General features: G+C 42.6%; 20 protein-coding genes, 2 tRNA genes and 3 rRNA genes. All 25 read right to left on the bottom strand.

Annotated elements, in window-relative coordinates:
• Position 1: 1 nt before the first annotated feature.
• The 25 genes from SM123_RS00005 to rpsQ all read right to left on the bottom strand — a co-directional run bounded on the left by SM123_RS00005 (position 2) and on the right by rpsQ (position 16,438).
• A tRNA-Val gene (locus SM123_RS00005) sits at positions 2 to 74 on the bottom strand.
• A gap of 34 nt (positions 75 to 108) precedes the next feature.
• Positions 109 to 224, bottom strand: a 5S ribosomal RNA gene (rrf, locus tag SM123_RS00010).
• A gap of 79 nt (positions 225 to 303) precedes the next feature.
• A 23S ribosomal RNA gene (locus SM123_RS00015) occupies positions 304 to 3,205 on the bottom strand.
• 123 nt (positions 3,206 to 3,328) lie between these two features.
• Positions 3,329 to 3,401, bottom strand: a tRNA-Ala gene (locus SM123_RS00020).
• A 53-nt stretch (positions 3,402 to 3,454) separates the two neighbouring features.
• Positions 3,455 to 5,002: ribosomal RNA gene (locus SM123_RS00025) — 16S ribosomal RNA — on the bottom strand.
• Together the 16S, 23S and 5S rRNA genes with 2 tRNA genes alongside form the textbook arrangement of a ribosomal RNA operon.
• Before the next feature lie 258 nt (positions 5,003 to 5,260).
• Positions 5,261 to 6,532, bottom strand: coding sequence for a glutamate-cysteine ligase family protein (locus SM123_RS00030; protein ID WP_320909554.1), 1,272 nt, complete (start codon positions 6,530 to 6,532; stop codon positions 5,261 to 5,263).
• 253 nt (positions 6,533 to 6,785) lie between these two features.
• Entirely contained in the window at positions 6,786 to 7,172 is a 387-nt protein-coding gene (rplQ, locus tag SM123_RS00035) for a 50S ribosomal protein L17 (RefSeq protein WP_003002399.1), read from the bottom strand.
• An 11-nt stretch (positions 7,173 to 7,183) separates the two neighbouring features.
• Positions 7,184 to 8,122: a DNA-directed RNA polymerase subunit alpha gene (locus SM123_RS00040; protein ID WP_320909555.1), complete on the bottom strand. Its 939-nt coding sequence runs from the start codon at positions 8,120 to 8,122 to the stop codon at positions 7,184 to 7,186.
• A gap of 45 nt (positions 8,123 to 8,167) precedes the next feature.
• Positions 8,168 to 8,551 (bottom strand): 30S ribosomal protein S11, encoded by a 384-nt coding sequence (gene rpsK / locus SM123_RS00045; RefSeq protein ID WP_003002390.1) that lies wholly within the window; start codon positions 8,549 to 8,551, stop codon positions 8,168 to 8,170.
• Positions 8,552 to 8,574: 23 nt separating this feature from the next.
• Positions 8,575 to 8,940, bottom strand: coding sequence for a 30S ribosomal protein S13 (gene rpsM, locus SM123_RS00050; protein ID WP_003009631.1), 366 nt, complete (start codon positions 8,938 to 8,940; stop codon positions 8,575 to 8,577).
• Positions 8,941 to 8,957: 17 nt separating this feature from the next.
• Entirely contained in the window at positions 8,958 to 9,074 is a 117-nt protein-coding gene (gene rpmJ / locus SM123_RS00055) for a 50S ribosomal protein L36 (RefSeq protein ID WP_001808836.1), read from the bottom strand.
• A gap of 23 nt (positions 9,075 to 9,097) precedes the next feature.
• Positions 9,098 to 9,316 carry a translation initiation factor IF-1 gene (gene infA / locus SM123_RS00060; RefSeq protein ID WP_001029883.1) on the bottom strand — a complete coding sequence of 73 codons (219 nt, stop codon included), beginning with the start codon at positions 9,314 to 9,316 and terminating at the stop codon, positions 9,098 to 9,100.
• Positions 9,317 to 9,432: 116 nt separating this feature from the next.
• Positions 9,433 to 10,071 carry an adenylate kinase gene (locus tag SM123_RS00065; protein WP_320909556.1) on the bottom strand — a complete coding sequence of 213 codons (639 nt, stop codon included), beginning with the start codon at positions 10,069 to 10,071 and terminating at the stop codon, positions 9,433 to 9,435.
• 96 nt (positions 10,072 to 10,167) lie between these two features.
• Entirely contained in the window at positions 10,168 to 11,478 is a 1,311-nt protein-coding gene (gene secY, locus SM123_RS00070) for a preprotein translocase subunit SecY (protein WP_049472515.1), read from the bottom strand.
• Between the two features lie 12 nt (positions 11,479 to 11,490).
• Positions 11,491 to 11,931 (bottom strand): 50S ribosomal protein L15, encoded by a 441-nt coding sequence (gene rplO, locus SM123_RS00075; protein ID WP_003002405.1) that lies wholly within the window; start codon positions 11,929 to 11,931, stop codon positions 11,491 to 11,493.
• Positions 11,932 to 12,076: 145 nt separating this feature from the next.
• Complete coding sequence (gene rpmD, locus SM123_RS00080) at positions 12,077 to 12,259, bottom strand: 50S ribosomal protein L30 (RefSeq protein WP_002894509.1); 183 nt, start codon at positions 12,257 to 12,259, stop codon at positions 12,077 to 12,079.
• Between the two features lie 14 nt (positions 12,260 to 12,273).
• Positions 12,274 to 12,768 (bottom strand): 30S ribosomal protein S5, encoded by a 495-nt coding sequence (gene rpsE / locus SM123_RS00085; RefSeq protein WP_003009617.1) that lies wholly within the window; start codon positions 12,766 to 12,768, stop codon positions 12,274 to 12,276.
• Positions 12,769 to 12,785: 17 nt separating this feature from the next.
• Positions 12,786 to 13,142, bottom strand: coding sequence for a 50S ribosomal protein L18 (gene rplR / locus SM123_RS00090; protein WP_003010871.1), 357 nt, complete (start codon positions 13,140 to 13,142; stop codon positions 12,786 to 12,788).
• A gap of 83 nt (positions 13,143 to 13,225) precedes the next feature.
• The gene (rplF, locus tag SM123_RS00095; protein WP_003009612.1) at positions 13,226 to 13,762 is read right to left on the bottom strand and encodes a 50S ribosomal protein L6; all 537 of its coding nucleotides are present in this window, start codon (positions 13,760 to 13,762) and stop codon (positions 13,226 to 13,228) included.
• Positions 13,763 to 13,951: 189 nt separating this feature from the next.
• Positions 13,952 to 14,350 carry a 30S ribosomal protein S8 gene (gene rpsH / locus SM123_RS00100; protein WP_003010897.1) on the bottom strand — a complete coding sequence of 133 codons (399 nt, stop codon included), beginning with the start codon at positions 14,348 to 14,350 and terminating at the stop codon, positions 13,952 to 13,954.
• A 283-nt stretch (positions 14,351 to 14,633) separates the two neighbouring features.
• Complete coding sequence (locus SM123_RS00105; RefSeq protein WP_001085699.1) at positions 14,634 to 14,819, bottom strand: type Z 30S ribosomal protein S14; 186 nt, start codon at positions 14,817 to 14,819, stop codon at positions 14,634 to 14,636.
• Between the two features lie 17 nt (positions 14,820 to 14,836).
• On the bottom strand, positions 14,837 to 15,379 hold the full coding sequence (gene rplE, locus SM123_RS00110; protein WP_003009606.1) for a 50S ribosomal protein L5: 543 nt from the start codon (positions 15,377 to 15,379) through the stop codon (positions 14,837 to 14,839).
• A gap of 23 nt (positions 15,380 to 15,402) precedes the next feature.
• The gene (gene rplX / locus SM123_RS00115; protein ID WP_003002315.1) at positions 15,403 to 15,708 is read right to left on the bottom strand and encodes a 50S ribosomal protein L24; all 306 of its coding nucleotides are present in this window, start codon (positions 15,706 to 15,708) and stop codon (positions 15,403 to 15,405) included.
• Between the two features lie 75 nt (positions 15,709 to 15,783).
• Complete coding sequence (rplN, locus tag SM123_RS00120) at positions 15,784 to 16,152, bottom strand: 50S ribosomal protein L14 (protein WP_003002384.1); 369 nt, start codon at positions 16,150 to 16,152, stop codon at positions 15,784 to 15,786.
• 25 nt (positions 16,153 to 16,177) lie between these two features.
• On the bottom strand, positions 16,178 to 16,438 hold the full coding sequence (rpsQ, locus tag SM123_RS00125; RefSeq protein WP_003009600.1) for a 30S ribosomal protein S17: 261 nt from the start codon (positions 16,436 to 16,438) through the stop codon (positions 16,178 to 16,180).
• Positions 16,439 to 16,454: the final 16 nt, after the last annotated feature.

Raw genomic sequence — 16,454 nt, forward strand, 5'->3', positions numbered from 1 at the left:
ATGGGAGTTAACGGGATCGAACCGCTGACCCTCTGCTTGTAAGGCAGATGCTCTCCCAGCTGAGCTAAACTCCCAAATGAGCCTAGTATCTACTAGGCTCAATCTCTTGCTAAGCGACTACCTTATCTCACAGGGGGCAACCCCCAACTACTTCCGGCGTTCTAGGGCTTAACTGCTGTGTTCGGCATGGGTACAGGTGTATCTCCTAGGCTATCGTCACTTAACTCTGAATGATTAAACATTCAAAATTGAACATCTATATTCTAACAAGTTAACCTTTCGTTGTCAATATCTTCTGACTCTTTGGATAAGTCCTCGAGCTATTAGTATTAGTCCGCTCCATTGCTCACACAACTTCCACTCCTAACCTATCTACCTGATCTTCTCTCAGGGCTCTTACTGATATAAAATCATGGGAAATCTCATCTTGAGGTGGGTTTCACACTTAGATGCTTTCAGCGTTTATCCCTTCCCTACATAGCTACCCAGCGATGCCTCTGGCGAGACAACTGGTACACCAGCGGTAAGTCCACTCTGGTCCTCTCGTACTAGGAGCAGATCCTCTCAAATTTCCTACGCCCGCGACGGATAGGGACCGAACTGTCTCACGACGTTCTGAACCCAGCTCGCGTGCCGCTTTAATGGGCGAACAGCCCAACCCTTGGGACCGACTACAGCCCCAGGATGCGACGAGCCGACATCGAGGTGCCAAACCTCCCCGTCGATGTGAACTCTTGGGGGAGATAAGCCTGTTATCCCCAGGGTAGCTTTTATCCGTTGAGCGATGGCCCTTCCATACGGAACCACCGGATCACTAAGCCCGACTTTCGTCCCTGCTCGAGTTGTAGCTCTCGCAGTCAAGCTCCCTTATACCTTTACACTCTGCGAATGATTTCCAACCATTCTGAGGGAACCTTTGGGCGCCTCCGTTACCTTTTAGGAGGCGACCGCCCCAGTCAAACTGCCCGTCAGACACTGTCTCCGTAGATGATGAACCTACCGGGTTAGAGTGGCCATAACACAAGGGTAGTATCCCAACAACGCCTCCATCGAAACTGGCGTCCCGATCTCAATGGCTCCTACCTATCCTGTACATGTGGCACAGACACTCAATATCAAACTGCAGTAAAGCTCCATGGGGTCTTTCCGTCCTGTCGCGGGTAACCTGCATCTTCACAGGTACTAAAATTTCACCGAGTCTCTCGTTGAGACAGTGCCCAAATCATTACGCCTTTCGTGCGGGTCGGAACTTACCCGACAAGGAATTTCGCTACCTTAGGACCGTTATAGTTACGGCCGCCGTTTACTGGGGCTTCAATTCATACCTTCGCGTTACCGCTAAGCACTCCTCTTAACCTTCCAGCACCGGGCAGGCGTCACCCCCTATACATCATCTTACGATTTAGCAGAGAGCTGTGTTTTTGATAAACAGTTGCTTGGGCCTATTCACTGCGGCTGACTTTAAGCCAGCACCCCTTCTCCCGAAGTTACGGGGTCATTTTGCCGAGTTCCTTAACGAGAGTTCTCTCGCTCACCTGAGGCTACTCGCCTCGACTACCTGTGTCGGTTTGCGGTACGGGTAGAGTATGATTAACGCTAGAAGCTTTTCTTGGCAGTGTGACGTCACTAACTTCGCTACTAAACTTCGCTCCCCATCACAGCTCAATGTTACAGAATTAAGCATTTAACTCAATTCACACCTCACTGCTTAGACGTGCACTTCCAGTCGCACGCTTTAGTTAGCCTACTGCGTCCCTCCTTCACTACATACTCTAGTACAGGAATATCAACCTGTTGTCCATCGGATACACCTTTCGGTCTCTCCTTAGGTCCCGACTAACCCAGGGCGGACGAGCCTTCCCCTGGAAACCTTAGTCTTACGGTGGACAGGATTCTCACCTGTCTTTCGCTACTCATACCGGCATTCTCACTTCTATGCGTTCCAGCGCTCCTCACGGTACACCTTCTCCACACATAGAACGCTCTCCTACCATACCTATAAAGGTATCCACAGCTTCGGTAAATTGTTTTAGCCCCGGTACATTTTCGGCGCAGGGTCACTCGACTAGTGAGCTATTACGCACTCTTTGAATGAATAGCTGCTTCTAAGCTAACATCCTAGTTGTCTGTGCAACCCCACATCCTTTTCCACTTAACAATTATTTTGGGACCTTAGCTGGTGGTCTGGGCTGTTTCCCTTTCGACTACGGATCTTAGCACTCGCAGTCTGACTGCCGACCATAATTCATTGGCATTCGGAGTTTATCTGAGATTGGTAATCCGGGATGGACCCCTCACCCAAACAGTGCTCTACCTCCAAGAATCTTAATGTCGACGCTAGCCCTAAAGCTATTTCGGAGAGAACCAGCTATCTCCAAGTTCGTTTGGAATTTCTCCGCTACCCACAAGTCATCCAAGCACTTTTCAACGTGCCCTGGTTCGGTCCTCCAGTGAGTTTTACCTCACCTTCAACCTGCTCATGGGTAGGTCACATGGTTTCGGGTCTACGACATAATACTAAGACGCCCTATTCAGACTCGGTTTCCCTACGGCTCCGTCTCTTCAACTTAACCTCGCATCATATCGTAACTCGCCGGTTCATTCTACAAAAGGCACGCTCTCACCCATTAACGGGCTCGAACTTGTTGTAGGCACACGGTTTCAGGTTCTATTTCACTCCCCTCCCGGGGTGCTTTTCACCTTTCCCTCACGGTACTGGTTCACTATCGGTCACTAGAGAGTATTTAGGGTTGGGAGATGGTCCTCCCAGATTCCGACGGGATTTCTCGTGTCCCGCCGTACTCAGGATACTGCTAGGTATAAAGACTATTTCAAATACGAGGCTCTTACTCTCTTTGGCTGACCTTCCCATGTCATTCTTCTATAATCTTTAAGTCCACATTGCAGTCCTACAACCCCGAAGAGTAAACTCTTCGGTTTGCCCTCCTGCCGTTTCGCTCGCCGCTACTCAGGCAATCGCTTTTGCTTTCTCTTCCTGCAGCTACTTAGATGTTTCAGTTCACTGCGTCTTCCTCTACCTATCCTTAACAGATAGGAGTACTAGCCATCAGCTAGTGGGTTCCCCCATTCGGACATCTCTGGATCGTCGCTTACTTACAGCTCCCCAAAGCATTTCGTCGTTTGTCACGTCCTTCTTCGGCTTCTAGTGCCAAGGCATCCACCGTGCGCCCTTATTAACTTAACCTTATTTTTGGTCTTGCGACCTAAACTCTTTAAATATTTACAGCGTTTCGGTTTATTTTCTTGTTACTATTTGATATAGATATTCAATTTTCAATGTTCAATCTTAACACCCTTACAGTGTTAATGGAGCCTAGCGGGATCGAACCGCTGACCTCCTGCGTGCAAAGCAGGCGCTCTCCCAGCTGAGCTAAGGCCCCACAAGACCTCTCAAAACTAAACAAGACCAACGTACAGGTTTCCATTTCCTTAGAAAGGAGGTGATCCAGCCGCACCTTCCGATACGGCTACCTTGTTACGACTTCACCCCAATCATCTATCCCACCTTAGGCGGCTGGCTCCAAATGGTTACCTCACCGACTTCGGGTGTTACAAACTCTCGTGGTGTGACGGGCGGTGTGTACAAGGCCCGGGAACGTATTCACCGCGGCGTGCTGATCCGCGATTACTAGCGATTCCGACTTCATGTAGGCGAGTTGCAGCCTACAATCCGAACTGAGACTGGCTTTAAGAGATTAGCTTGCCGTCACCGACTCGCGACTCGTTGTACCAGCCATTGTAGCACGTGTGTAGCCCAGGTCATAAGGGGCATGATGATTTGACGTCATCCCCACCTTCCTCCGGTTTATTACCGGCAGTCTCGCTAGAGTGCCCAACTGAATGATGGCAACTAACAATAGGGGTTGCGCTCGTTGCGGGACTTAACCCAACATCTCACGACACGAGCTGACGACAACCATGCACCACCTGTCACCTCTGTCCCGAAGGAAAACTCTATCTCTAGAGCGGTCAGAGGGATGTCAAGACCTGGTAAGGTTCTTCGCGTTGCTTCGAATTAAACCACATGCTCCACCGCTTGTGCGGGCCCCCGTCAATTCCTTTGAGTTTCAACCTTGCGGTCGTACTCCCCAGGCGGAGTGCTTAATGCGTTAGCTGCGGCACTGAGTCCCGGAAAGGACCCAACACCTAGCACTCATCGTTTACGGCGTGGACTACCAGGGTATCTAATCCTGTTTGCTCCCCACGCTTTCGAGCCTCAGCGTCAGTTACAGACCAGAGAGCCGCTTTCGCCACCGGTGTTCCTCCATATATCTACGCATTTCACCGCTACACATGGAATTCCACTCTCCCCTTCTGCACTCAAGTTAAACAGTTTCCAAAGCGTACTATGGTTAAGCCACAGCCTTTAACTTCAGACTTATCTAACCGCCTGCGCTCGCTTTACGCCCAATAAATCCGGATAACGCTCGGGACCTACGTATTACCGCGGCTGCTGGCACGTAGTTAGCCGTCCCTTTCTGGTAAGTTACCGTCACAGTGTGAACTTTCCACTCTCACACTCGTTCTTCTCTTACAACAGAGCTTTACGATCCGAAAACCTTCTTCACTCACGCGGCGTTGCTCGGTCAGGGTTGCCCCCATTGCCGAAGATTCCCTACTGCTGCCTCCCGTAGGAGTCTGGGCCGTGTCTCAGTCCCAGTGTGGCCGATCACCCTCTCAGGTCGGCTATGTATCGTCGCCTTGGTGAGCCGTTACCTCACCAACTAGCTAATACAACGCAGGTCCATCTCTTAGTGATGCAATTGCACCTTTCAAATCAATATCATGCGATATCGACTTTTATGCGGTATTAGCTATCGTTTCCAATAGTTATCCCCCGCTAAGAGGCAGGTTACCTACGCGTTACTCACCCGTTCGCAACTCATCCGCTCGGTGCAAGCACCAAGCTTCAGCGTTCTACTTGCATGTATTAGGCACGCCGCCAGCGTTCATCCTGAGCCAGGATCAAACTCTCATTAAAATAATTGTTTGTCTTAAACTCATTCTGTCACTGACAGATTTATTGTTTTTTATTGTTCAGTTACTATAACCTTAGTTATAGCGCCCTGCACATTGGTTCGTCTTGTTCAGTTTTCAAAGGTCTTTGTCGCTCTCGCGCGACAACTATATTAGTATATCATGACCTCACCTTACTGTCAACACTTTTTTCCAAAAAATTTTATTTTTTTGAAAGTTTTTTTGAAAGTAATAAAGAAAAGCCTGTAATAAGGCTTTTCTATTAGTCTAGTTCTTTGGTAATGATAAGAAATTTTTCTTCCTTGTAGCCTCTTTTCATTAAACCTGCTTTAGCTATATCTAGAAGATCTTTTGAAAAGGATTGTATCGCTTCTTTTTCTTCTTTACTTAGAATTTTCTTTGAATATTTCTTTCTAAGTTTTCGATAGTCCTGTTCTTCATTTTTAAAAAATGAAGAATCTTCAAAAAAGTTTTCCAGTTTTTCTAATTCTACAAACAAGCCCAACTCAAAGGCTATCGGGGCAAATGTGGTTTCTAATGGTTGTGTACAAACACTTCTAAATTCTACAGTCCCACGAGCAGTTAGATCTTGAAATTGGTAACTTCGATGTTGTTTTAGATCTTCTTTTACAGGGTTAATAATTTTCTCATTTCCATCAGCCGTATAGGCTGTAATTTCTTTTTGATCTAGATAGTACTCCACTCGAATTGGTTTAAAATAATAAGATTTCCCCTCTCTAGTTGCTGTAAAAATAGCCGTTCTAGCGAGATTATTAAAAAACTCTTCTTCGCTTTGGTAGTCCTTAGGATAAACCCCTACATTTTCCTTATAATAACCATGTAAGGATTCTTCCCAGAAAATATCTCTAGCAATTTTTGTATCCCAAGCTTCTGCTGTAAATTCTGAGTTAGAAAACAAATATGCTTTTGCTGCTTCAATTTTATTAAATGCATTAATGATGCGAAGATAGTTATCGCGACTTACATCCAATTGAACCTGGTTTCCGCATATAAATGCTCCGTACGAAGGATAGGAGTGTGTCTTCATCCCTGTACCATTCAGCGCAAGGAAAGCCATTAACATCTTGTATCGTTCGATTTTCACTGGGCTATTATCATTTTCTTGCCACAGAGGATGGATTCCGTGCCCTTGGATTTCGTGATTATTTTCTTGCAAAATCGGTTGAATAATCTTCAAATAGGCCTCAAAACGTTTGGCCACCTCATTTATAGAACGAGCTCTCTCAAATGCAAATTCAATTGTATTGTAACTCAACTCGAATAGAATACGATCTTTAGAAGAGCAGTGAATCAATTGAATAGGATTTTGATCGTCATCTATTTTTTCAACTTCAAAATCTGATAAGTTGGCTAAGGTTCGAAAAAGATTTTTCGTCACCTCTATATTTGTTTTGTTTCCATTTGTTTCTACAATCGGAAACTCTAATTCAACTCCGACAAAGAGTTCCGAATCCTCTTTCATATTACTAAGGTACTTCTCTTTTAGTAATTTAATTGCTTGTTGTTTTGTCATTGAATCCTTTTTCTTCTATTGGAGATATGGGTTCCATTATATCATTTTTTGCTATTCTCGACTACTCACGAAAACAAGACAAAACGCCTGCTTACGAAATTGTTTTAAATTAAAGCAATTTCGTAAACAAGCGTCTACCATTCATTCAATATGATGAGTGTTCCCGCTGGGGAAAATCCCCAGCGGTAGACCAGAGCTAGACTAAGAATAACAGTGTATTCCATCATCATAACACTCAACAAAATTGATGATATTATACCAATTCGATGATAGCCATTGGCGCAGCATCACCACGACGTGGTTCAGTTTTAAGGATACGAGTATATCCACCATTGCGCTCAGCATAACGAGGTGCTAATTCAGAGAACAATTTTTGAAGTGCAGTTGTTTCTGAGTATTTACCTGTTTCTTCATCAAAGTTTTGTGATGCAACTTCGTTACGTACGAATGCAGCAGCTTGACGACGTGCATGCAAATCACCACGTTTACCCAAAGTAATCATTTTTTCAACTGATTTACGGATTTCTTTCGCACGTGCTTCAGTTGTTACAATTGCTTCATTGATGATAAGATCTGTAGTCAAATCGCGAAGCATCGCTTTACGTTGTGAGCTAGTGCGTCCTAGTTTACGGTAAGCCATGTATTCCTCCTCTATTTATCGTTTTTTAACCCAAGGCCTAAGTCGGCAAGTTTGATTTTAACTTCTTCAAGACTCTGACGTCCCAAGTTACGAACTTTCATCATTTCTGCTTCTGATTTTTCAGTCAAATCGTAAACAGTATTAATGCCAGCACGTTTCAAACAGTTATATGAACGAACTGAAAGATCTAATTCTTCGATCGTACGTTCTAAAATGCGATCATCAGAAGTTGTATCCACTTCCTTCATAACATCTGTTGCAATAGCAATTTCAGTTAAGTTTGTGAATAGATTTAGGTGTTCTGTCAAAATACGAGCAGACAAACCTAATGCATCTTCTGGAATGATTGTCCCATTTGTCAAAATTTCAAGGGTTAGCTTGTCAAAGCCATCGTTGCTACCAACGCGTGCTGGTTCAACTTGGTAATTGACTTTAGTCACTGGCGTATAAATTGAATCTACAGCAAGTGTTCCCACTGGTGCATCATCTTTTTTGTTTTGATCAGCCGGAACATAGCCACGTCCACTGTTTACAGTAAGCGTTGCTTTCAAAGATGCTCCTTCTCCGATTGTAAATAGATAATGATCAGGGTTTACAATTTCGATGTCACTATCAGTAAGAATATCTCCAGCAGTTACTTCTGCAGGTCCTTCTACATCAAGTTCAATAATCTTTTCGTCTTGGACGTAAGATTTAACGGCGATTCCTTTAACGTTAAGAATAATTTGCATAACGTCTTCACGGACTCCTGGAACGGTATCAAATTCGTGGAGTACACCTTCAATGTTGATTGAAGTGACAGCTGCACCTGGAAGTGAAGCCAGAAGTACACGACGAAGTGAGTTTCCAAGTGTTGTACCATAGCCACGTTCAAGTGGTTCTACGACAAACACGCCATAATCTTTGTTTTCATCAATTTTTGTTATATTTGGTTTTTCAAACTCAATCATTTGCTATACTCCCTCTTAAACGAAAAGCTGTGTAATTGTTGATGATTATACACGGCGACGTTTTGGAGGACGAGCACCATTGTGTGGTACAGGAGTTACATCGCGAATTGCAGTTACTTCAAGACCAGCAGCAGCAAGTGCACGAATAGCAGACTCACGACCTGAACCAGGACCTTTAACAGTTACTTCAACAGATTTAAGTCCGTGTTCTTGAGCAGCTTTTGCAGCAGCTTCTGATGCCATTTGAGCAGCAAATGGTGTAGATTTACGAGAACCTTTAAATCCAAGTGCACCTGCAGATGACCAAGCGATTGCGTTACCATGCACATCAGTAATCATAACAATTGTGTTGTTAAATGTAGCGTGAATATGAGCAATACCAGATTCGATATTCTTTTTCACACGACGTTTACGTGTTGGTTTAGCCAAGATTTTTACCTCCTTATTTTATTTTATTTTTTCTTACCTGCAATCGCAACAGCTTTACCTTTACGAGTGCGAGCATTGTTTTTAGTGTTTTGTCCACGAACTGGAAGTCCACGACGGTGACGGATACCACGGTATGAACCGATTTCCATCAAGCGTTTGATGTTCAAGTTTACTTCACGACGAAGGTCACCTTCAACTTTGATTGCGTCAACTTCACGACGGATAGCATCTTCTTGATCTGGTGTAAGATCGCGAACACGAATATCTTCAGAAACGCCTGCAGCAGCAAGGATTTTCTTAGATGTTGGAAGTCCGATACCGTACACATAAGTCAATGAAATTACTACACGTTTGTCATTTGGAATGTCAACTCCAGCAATACGAGCCATGTTTTCTCCTTTCTATCTTATCCTTGACGTTGTTTGTGTTTTGGATTTGCTGGGCAAATTACCATAACACGACCATTACGACGAATTACTTTACAGTATTCGCAAATTGGTTTGACCGATGGTCTTACTTTCATTTTTATCCCTCCAAGTTTTTCGATTATTTAAAGCGGTATGTGATACGTCCACGTGTCAAATCGTACGGACTCATCTCCACTGTAACACGATCTCCCGCTAAAATACGAATATAGTTTTTACGAATTTTACCAGAAACTGTTGCTAAAATCTGATGTCCATTTTCAAGTTCAACCGTAAACATAGCATTCGGCATAGTATCAACTACTTTGCCTTCTACTTCAATCACATCGTCTTTTGCCACGCAAAAGTACCTCCATAAATTTCGATTCATTCCTCTGAGCACAGAGGTAACAATTATAAGTCAGACTAACTAATTGTAACACTAGTTGTCCAATATTGCAAGCATGAAAAACGCTTTTATTTCAAATTTGCCAAGACTTTTTCAATGTCTGAAAATACATCATTGATATCTTGGTTTCCTTGGATATCATGTACGAGTCCTTTTGAACGATAAAATTCAATGATTGGTTCTCCTTGTGCAATATTGACGTCCAAACGACGTTTAACCGTTTCTGGTTTGTCATCTTCACGTTGGTAGAAATCTTCCTCTTTGTAATCAACTGGTGGGTTGAATACTTTATGGAAAGTTTCGCCAGTTTCACGGTGAATGATACGACCACTCAAACGTTCAAGTAGGCATGATGGATCTACTTCGATGTTAATAACACCTTCAAGTTCAATTCCAAGTTCAGCCAATGTTTTGTCCAAGGCATGAGCTTGTTCAATTGTACGTGGATAGCCATCCAAAAGGAAACCTGTTTCTTTAATATCATCTTGAGCAAGGCGTTCTTTCACAATTCCATTGGTTACTTCATCTGGTACCAACTCACCTTTATCAATGTATGATTTTGCAAGCACACCCATTTCAGTTTGGTTAGCCATCGCTGCGCGGAACATATCTCCAGTGGAGATGTGCGCTACGTGAAACTCTTCAACGATTTTAGCTGCTTGAGTTCCTTTACCTGCTCCAGGCAACCCCATAATTAAAAGATTCATGATGAATTCTCCTTATTTTGTTTTTAAATGGAAGCAGGAGCGAATTCCTATTTCCATTTAAAAACAAAATAGAAGGCTGACAAAGTCAACCTTATTCTATTCTGTTGTTGTGTCCATAAATCCGACATACTTACGTTTTAATAAGTAGCCTTCTAATTGTTTCATTCCCTCAATACCTGTTGAAATAATGATTAACAAACTAGTTCCTCCAAGAGCAACTGCATCTGTCAAACCAAATAAATCTCGAGCTAGGATTGGAATGATGGTAATAAAGCCAAGGAATACTGATCCGACACTTGCTAAACGACGTAGCAAACGAGACATAAACTCTTCTGTCCCCTTACCAGGGCGTACGCCTGGGATATAGGCACCACTCTTTTGAAGGTTTTCTGCCGTTTTTTCAGGATTGATCTGAACAAACGTGTAGAAGAAGGTGAAGAGAATGATCAATAAGGCATACATTGCCACACCAGTTGGTGTGTTTGTAGCCAACATGGCTTGAGCTGTTTTCACCCATCCTGCATTGTAACCCATAGCGCTAATCACTTGGAAAATCGCAGCAGGCGCTGCTGTAATCGAACTAGCGAAGATGACAGGAATAACCCCTGCTGGGTTTACTTTCAAAGGAAGGTAAGAACTTGACGGAGCTCCTTGTGCAATCTTTGTATATTGGATTGGAATCTTGTATTGTGCTTGCTCTACAAAGGTTGTAAAGTAAACAATAACCAAGACAGCAAGGATTAATACCCCAACAAAAATGAGGGAATTGGTCATTTGACCAGAACGAACATTCACAAATGCATTTTCATAGATTTCTTTAATCATCTCAGGAATTGATGACACAATCCCTGCAAAGATAATCATTGAAACACCATTACCGTAGCCTTTATCTGTGATTTGTTCTCCAAGCCAAGTCACAATCATGGAACCGGTCGTCAGAATCGCACCGATTAACAGATAAGTTTTGGCATTTGGAGTAGCGACTAATTTCGCCTGAGACAAAGTGTGGAAGGTGGCTGTAATCCCGATGGATTGAACAAAGGCTAGAACCAAAGAAATATAGCGTGTTGCTTGGTTGAGCTTTCTTCGACCAACTTCCCCTTGTTTGCCCCATTCAACAAACTTAGGTAACAGATCCATTTGCAAAAGTTGTACGACGATCGAAGCTGTGATGTATGGGCTAACCCCTAATGCGAAAACTGAGAAGTTCCTCATGGCATTCCCAGAAACCAAACTGAGCATGTTCAAGAAGGACACATCTTGAAGGTTGTTCAGAATTTTCGCATTTACACCAGGCACTGTAATCGTGGTCCCAATGCGGAAAACAAGAATGATGAAGATCGTAAATAAAATCTTCGACCGTACTTGTTTCACCTTAAATGCATCTTTTAATAATTTAAAAAACATAGGTCACCTCACTTAGATGACTTCAACTGAACCACCTTTAGCAGTGATAGCTTCTTCAGCTGATTTAGAGAATTTAGCTGCTTTAACAGTCAACTTCTTAGTCAATTCTCCGTTACCAAGAATTTTGATACCTGATTTTTCAGCTTTTACAATTCCTGATTCTACAAGTACTACTGGAGTTACTTCAGCACCATCTTCAAAGGCGTTCAATTGATCAAGGTTCACAATAGCATATTCTTTAGCGTTGATGTTTGTAAATCCACGTTTTGGAAGACGACGGAACAATGGAGTTTGTCCACCTTCAAAACCAAGACGTACACCGCCACCGCTACGAGCTTTTTGACCTTTTTGACCACGGCCAGAAGTTTTACCATTACCAGATGAAGTACCACGACCAACACGGTTGCGGACTTTACGTGAACCTGTAGCAGGTTGTAATTCATGAAGTTTCATTATTAATTTTCTCCTCTTTTGTAAATTGCTAACGCATGTAATCAGGAAAAGGTGTCCTAACTACAAACTCGCCTATACTTATATTTAGTTTTAGGGGATGAGAACCTCTCATACCCCTGAAAACTTTGTTTCTATTTCAAATAGATTATTTTACTTCTTCAACTGTTACTAAGTGAGATACAGCAGTGATCATACCACGTACTGCTGGGTTATCTTCTTTAATAACAGAGCTGTTCAATTTGCCAAGTCCAAGTGCTACAACAGTTTTACGTTGTGACGGGATGCGTCCGATTGGAGACTTAGTCAAAGTAATTTTAATTTGAGCCATTTGAATCTCCTTTCTTAAGCCAAGTCAGAAACTGAAATACCACGAAGAGCAGCAACTTCATCAGCGCGTTTCAATTGTGCCAAACCGTTAACAGTTGCACGAACGATGTTGATTGGAGTGTTTGATCCAAGTGATTTAGATGTAACATCTGCAATACCTGCCAATTCGACAACGGCACGAACTGCTCCACCTGCAGCAACCCCAGCCCCTTCGATAGCTGGTTTCAACAATACACGAGCTCCACCAAATACTGATGTTACTTCATGTGGAATTGTTGTTCCAACCATAGGAACTTCGATCAAGTTTTTCTTAGCATCTTCAACAGCCTTACGGATTGCTTCTGGAACTTCTTGAGCTTTACCAGTACCAAATCCAACACGGCCATTACGGTCACCAACAACTACAAGAGCTGCAAAACGAAGACGACGTCCACCTTTAACAACTTTTGTTACACGGTTGATGGCAACTACGCGTTCTTCAAGTTCAACTGCATTATCTTTAAATGCCATTTTCTAGTGTCCTCCTATTAGAATTTCAATCCGTTTTCACGAGCTGCATCAGCCAAAGCTTTAACACGTCCGTGATATAGATATCCACCGCGGTCGAACACCACTTCAGAAATACCTTTAGCAACTGCACGTTCAGCAACAAGTTTGCCGACAACAACGGCTTGTTCAGTTTTAGTTCCTTTTGAAACTTCTTTGTCAAGAGTTGAAGCGCTTGCGAGCGTTACACCCGCTACGTCATCAATTACTTGAGCGTAGATGCCTGTATTAGAACGGAATACGTTCAAACGTGGGCGATCAGCAGTTCCAGAGAGTTTTCCGCGAACGCGACGGTGGCGTTTTTGACGGATTTTGTTTTTATCTGGTTTCGAAATCACAATTTTCACCTCTTAATTTTAAAATCATGTGCTAAGCACTGAGTTGGTAAGATGAAGGTTGGTTGAAAAACAACCAAACTACATTATTTACCTGTTTTACCTTCTTTGCGGCGAACGTATTCACCAACATAACGGATCCCTTTACCTTTGTATGGTTCAGGTGAACGAAGGCTACGTACATAAGCAGCTGTTTGACCAACTACTTCTTTTGAAATTCCGCTAACAACGATTGTTGTTGGGTTTGGGAGTTCAAAAGTAATTCCTTCTGGAGCTTCAACTTCGTCTGGGTGTGATTTACCAACAGCCAAAACAAGTTTTGATCCTTGAAGTTGTGCACGGTATCCAACCCCGCGCATTTCAAGTTCTTTCTTGAATCCTTCTGATACACCAGTAACCATGTTGTTCAAAAGGGCACGAGTTGTTCCGTGGATTGTTTTCATTTCTTTTGAATCGTTTGGACGGTGAAGTGTTACTTCAGTACCTTCCACACGGATTTCAATATCTTTTGAGAACTCACGAGTAAGTTCTCCTTTAGGTCCTTTTACAGTTACAACGTTGTCATTGTTAGTGATTTCAACACCAGCAGGCAACACGATAACTTTATTACCAATACGTGACATGTTTTTTATTCTCCTGTTAAATTGTCAGGCCTTTGCGGGCCAGTTTTCACGGGGTTTAAATCTTTTTGATTTAAAAGTTAATGTTTAGGTCTCAATTTCTAAGTGAATCGAGGCATTGTCTCGCAGACATAACTTTGGGTTAGGCAAGAGACAATAACGAAGAATCACAACGAAATTGGGAGCTAAATATTACCAAACGTAAGCGATAACTTCCCCACCAACGTTCTTTTGGCGTGCTTCTTTATCAGTAAGCAAACCTTCAGAAGTTGAAAGGATAGCAATTCCAAGTCCGTTAAGAACTTTTGGAAGATCTTCACGTTTTTTGTAAACACGCAAACCTGGTTTTGATACACGTTTCAAGTTTGTGATAACTTTTTCACCGTTTTGTCCGTATTTCAAGAATACACGGATGATGCCTTGTTTGTCATCTTCGATGAATTCAACGTTTTTTACAAAACCTTCGCGTTTAAGGATTTCAGCAATCCCTTTTTTGATGTTTGATGCAGGTACTTCAAGTACTTCGTGTTTTGCTTGGTTAGCGTTACGAATACGTGTAAGGAAGTCTGCGATTGGGTCAGTCATAACCATTATAATTTCTCCTCTTACTAGTAGTTTGCAAGTTGCACTTGCTAGTTAATACATGATACAGAGAGCGTAACAGCGAGAGCAAAAATAGGCAATTTGATGCAGGAGCGATGCTCCAAAGAAAATTGGTCTTTTTTGCCAAAGCTGTAGCTCGTGTTCAAATTGGCAAGCCCAACTGAACCCGGGCTAAACTCTGTGTGAAAAAGATAAACTTTCCTAGAAACTAAAGTTTCTTCGTCAAGTTTCCTATTTTCACTTGGAGTTTTAACGCCCTTGATATCTTAAATTACCAAGATGCTTTTGTGACACCTGGGATTTGACCTTTATATGCCAATTCACGGAAGCAAACACGGCAAAGTTTAAACTTGCGGTAAACTGAGTGTGGACGTCCACAACGTTCACAGCGAGTGTATGCTTGAGTAGAGAACTTCGCTGGGCGTTTGTTCTTAGCAATCATAGATTTTTTAGCCATTAGTTTTACCTCCTATATTATTTTGCAAACGGCATACCGAGGCCAGTAAGCAATGCACGTGATTCTTCGTCTGTGTTCGCTGTAGTTACGATTACGATATCCAAACCACGCGTTTTATCAACATCATCAAAGTTGATTTCTGGGAAGATCAATTGTTCTTTCACACCAAGTGTGTAGTTTCCGCGTCCATCAAATGATTTTGTTGGAACACCATGGAAGTCACGTACACGTGGAAGTGAAACTGTTACCAATTTATCTAAGAATTCGTACATACGTTCACCACGAAGGGTAACTTTTGCACCGATCGCAACACCTTCACGAAGACGGAAGCCGGCGATTGATTTTTTAGCCTTAGTGATCAATGGTTTTTGACCTGAGATCAAAGCAAGCTCTTCAGCAGCTTTTTCAAGGTTTTTAGCATTTGATACTGCATCACCGACACCCATGTTCAAAACGATTTTATCAACTTTTGGCACAGCCATAACTGATGAATAGTTGAACTGTTCAGTCAATGATGGTACTACTTCATTAAGGTATTTTTCTTTTAAACGATTAGCCATTATACTTCTCCTTTCCTTCGTGATTAGTCAAGCACTTCGCCTGATTTTTTGTTGTAGCGAACTTTTTTGCCGTCTACAAATTTGTAGCCAACACGTCCAGCAACACCGTTTTTGTCCAAAACTTGAACGTTAGAAGCATGGATTGGAGCTTCTTTTTCAACGATTGCACCTTGAGGGTTTTCGTTATTTGGACGTTGGTGTTTCTTGATGATGTTTACACCTTCTACAACAACTTTATTTACTTTTGGAAGAGCAGTAAGAACAACAGCTTCTACGCCTTTGTCTTTACCAGCGATAACGCGAACTTTGTCGCCTTTTTTTACAAACATTTTATTCTCCTTTTATTCTTACGCCCGATGGGCACCCTGGCTGAGCCAGGGGACTGTGTTTGTTTTTTTTATTGATTAAAGTACTTCTGGAGCAAGTGATACGATCTTCATGAATCCACCGTCACGCAATTCACGTGCAACTGGGCCAAAGATACGAGTTCCGCGAGGAGTTTTGTCGTCACGGATGATCACTGCTGCATTTTCGTCGAACTTGATGTATGAACCATCTTTACGACGAGCACCTGATTTAGTACGAACGATAACAGCTTTTACAACGTCACCTTTCTTAACCGCACCACCAGGAGTAGCTTGTTTTACAGATGCAACGATTACATCACCGATGCTCGCGAATTTACGTTTTGAACCACCAAGAACTTTGATTGTCAAGATTTCGCGTGCGCCACTGTTGTCAGCGACTTTCAAACGAGTTTCTGTTTGAATCATTTACGTTTTCTCCTTTCAGGTATGATTAGATGATGACCGCTTTTTCAACGACTTCTACAAGACGGAAGCGTTTTGTAGCTGAAAGCGGACGAGTTTCCATGATACGAACGATATCGCCTTCTTTAGCAACATTGTTTTCATCATGAGCTTTGTATTTTTTAGAATAGTTGATACGTTTACCATAGACTGGGTGGTTACGTTTAGTTTCAACTACAACTGTGATTGTTTTGTCCATTTTGTCAGACACAACGCGTCCAACAAGAACTTTACGATTATTGCGTTCCATTGAAATTCTCCTTCCC

Source organism: Streptococcus sp. S5, assembly GCF_034134805.1.
In the GTDB taxonomy this organism is placed as follows: domain Bacteria; phylum Bacillota; class Bacilli; order Lactobacillales; family Streptococcaceae; genus Streptococcus; species Streptococcus lingualis.

What these genes read in the sequence shown, in the direction of transcription:
- SM123_RS00030 (WP_320909554.1), bottom strand. Translation starts at nt 6,532, where the DNA reads ATGACAAAACAACAAGCAATTAAATTACTAAAAGAGAAGTACCTTAGT.
- rplQ (WP_003002399.1), bottom strand. Translation starts at nt 7,172, where the DNA reads ATGGCTTACCGTAAACTAGGACGCACTAGCTCACAACGTAAAGCGATG.
- SM123_RS00040 (WP_320909555.1), bottom strand. Translation starts at nt 8,122, where the DNA reads ATGATTGAGTTTGAAAAACCAAATATAACAAAAATTGATGAAAACAAA.
- rpsM (WP_003009631.1), bottom strand. Translation starts at nt 8,940, where the DNA reads ATGGCTCGTATTGCTGGAGTTGACATTCCAAATGACAAACGTGTAGTA.
- rpmJ (WP_001808836.1), bottom strand. Translation starts at nt 9,074, where the DNA reads ATGAAAGTAAGACCATCGGTCAAACCAATTTGCGAATACTGTAAAGTA.
- SM123_RS00065 (WP_320909556.1), bottom strand. Translation starts at nt 10,071, where the DNA reads ATGAATCTTTTAATTATGGGGTTGCCTGGAGCAGGTAAAGGAACTCAA.
- secY (WP_049472515.1), bottom strand. Translation starts at nt 11,478, where the DNA reads ATGTTTTTTAAATTATTAAAAGATGCATTTAAGGTGAAACAAGTACGG.
- rplO (WP_003002405.1), bottom strand. Translation starts at nt 11,931, where the DNA reads ATGAAACTTCATGAATTACAACCTGCTACAGGTTCACGTAAAGTCCGC.
- rpmD (WP_002894509.1), bottom strand. Translation starts at nt 12,259, where the DNA reads ATGGCTCAAATTAAAATTACTTTGACTAAGTCTCCAATCGGACGCATC.
- rpsE (WP_003009617.1), bottom strand. Translation starts at nt 12,768, where the DNA reads ATGGCATTTAAAGATAATGCAGTTGAACTTGAAGAACGCGTAGTTGCC.
- rplF (WP_003009612.1), bottom strand. Translation starts at nt 13,762, where the DNA reads ATGTCACGTATTGGTAATAAAGTTATCGTGTTGCCTGCTGGTGTTGAA.
- rpsH (WP_003010897.1), bottom strand. Translation starts at nt 14,350, where the DNA reads ATGGTTATGACTGACCCAATCGCAGACTTCCTTACACGTATTCGTAAC.
- SM123_RS00105 (WP_001085699.1), bottom strand. Translation starts at nt 14,819, where the DNA reads ATGGCTAAAAAATCTATGATTGCTAAGAACAAACGCCCAGCGAAGTTC.
- rplE (WP_003009606.1), bottom strand. Translation starts at nt 15,379, where the DNA reads ATGGCTAATCGTTTAAAAGAAAAATACCTTAATGAAGTAGTACCATCA.
- rplX (WP_003002315.1), bottom strand. Translation starts at nt 15,708, where the DNA reads ATGTTTGTAAAAAAAGGCGACAAAGTTCGCGTTATCGCTGGTAAAGAC.
- rplN (WP_003002384.1), bottom strand. Translation starts at nt 16,152, where the DNA reads ATGATTCAAACAGAAACTCGTTTGAAAGTCGCTGACAACAGTGGCGCA.
- rpsQ (WP_003009600.1), bottom strand. Translation starts at nt 16,438, where the DNA reads ATGGAACGCAATAATCGTAAAGTTCTTGTTGGACGCGTTGTGTCTGAC.